Below are 1,833 nucleotides of genomic sequence, written 5' to 3' on the forward strand. Positions count from 1 at the left end.
CCCCTCGTCCCCGAGCCGGGCCCGGACCTTCCCTTCCCGCCCTCGCGGCCCTTGGGAGAGCCGCCCCTGACGATCTTGTAGGCCGGACACGTAGGGCAGGCCACCCGCTCGGAGCGTATGAAAGGCAACTGAAAGATGTCGAAAGATCCAGAATTGCGGCCGGCACCGATGCAAACGGAAGACATGGACTCCCTTCGGGCCCTGGCTACGCAATTGCGTGTGGACTCCATCAGGTGCAGCACCAACGCCGGTTCGGGTCATCCCACGTCGTCGCTGTCGGCCGCGGACCTCATGGCGGTCCTCCTCACGCGGCACCTTCGCTACGACTGGGAACAGCCGGCGTTGCCGAACAACGACCATCTCATTTTCTCCAAGGGACATGCTTCACCCCTGCTGTATTCCATGTATCGGGCTGTGGGCGTCGTCGAGGAAGATGAGCTGCTGAATACCTACCGTCAGTTCGGTGCCCGGCTTCAAGGACACCCGACGCCGGTGCTGCCTTGGGTGGATGTGGCGACCGGCTCCCTGGGACAAGGGCTGCCGGTCGCCGTCGGGGTGAGCCTCGCAGGACGGTACCTGGACAAGCTTCCCTTCCATACATGGGTGTTGTGCGGCGATAGCGAACTAGCTGAAGGGTCCATGTGGGAGGCAGTGGACAAGGCGGCGTACTACAAGCTCGGCAACCTCACCGCCGTCGTGGACGTCAACCGGCTTGGCCAGGACGGCCCCACAGAACTTCAGTGGAACATGGACGCCTACGCCCGGCGGGTCGAAGCGTTCGGAGCCCAGGCCCTTATCATCGACGGCCATGACATCTCCCAGATAGACGATGCACTGAGCAGGGCCACGAGCGATCCCGATAAGCCGACGGTCATTCTGGCCAAGACGATCAAGGGCAAAGGGGTACCTGAGATCGAAGACCAGAACGGCTGGCACGGCAAGGCGCTCCCGGCAGACATGGCCGAGAAAGCCATAGCGGCCCTTGGAGGGCCAAGCAGCGTCCGCGTGACCACCCGTCCTCCGGAACCCGGCACTCCAGCAATCACGCCGGGCACTCACGTTTCCGTCACGCTCCCGGATTGGAAGGTCGGCGACAAAGTGGCGACCAGGGCCGCCTTTGGGGCCGCCGTGTCCGCGCTGGCGGCCCGCCCCGAAGTGGTGGTCCTCGACGGCGAAGTGGGGAATTCGACCCATGCACGGGACTTCGAGGAAGTGGCCCCTGAGCGGTATTTTGAAGTTTTCATTGCCGAGCAGCAACTCGTGGCCGCCGCCATCGGCCTCTCAGTCCGCGGATACGTGGCCTTCGCCTCAAGTTTCGCGGCTTTCCTGGTTTCGCGGCCATTCGACTTTATCCGCATGGCCGGAGTCTCGGAGGTGGACATCCGACTCGTCGGCACGCATGCCGGCGTTGAAATCGGGCAAGACGGTCCCTCGCAGATGGCCCTGGAGGACATTGCCGCCATGCGGGCGGTGCACACTTCCACGGTGCTCTATCCGGCTGACGCTCCGTCCACAGCGCAGCTCGTGAGCGCCATGGCGGACACACCCGGAATCTCATACCTGCGCGCCACCCGGGGCGCCTATCCCGTGATTTACGGTCCGGACGAACAGTTCCCCCTTGGCGGAAGCAAGGTCCACGGTGCCGGCCCCGATGACCAGGTGGCGCTCATCGGCGCCGGCGTCACACTCCACGAATGCCTCGCTGCCGCCGAGCAGCTGGCCGAGTCGGGGATCAGAGCGCGCGTCATCGACCTCTACTCCGTCAAGCCGATCGACGTCGACACCTTGCGCCGGACGTGCCTCGAAACCGATGGCCGGATTGTTGTCGCCGAA

The 1,833-nt window shown here is 64.4% G+C and carries 1 protein-coding gene; it reads left to right on the forward strand.

Annotation, left to right across the window (positions count from 1 at the left end):
* Positions 1–135: 135 nt before the first annotated feature.
* Positions 136–1,833: transketolase (locus tag AHiyo1_RS16025; protein WP_253257394.1), on the forward strand; the 1,698-nt coding region annotated here is incomplete at its 3' end.

The organism is Arthrobacter sp. Hiyo1 (assembly GCF_001263615.2).
Classification (GTDB): domain Bacteria; phylum Actinomycetota; class Actinomycetes; order Actinomycetales; family Micrococcaceae; genus Arthrobacter.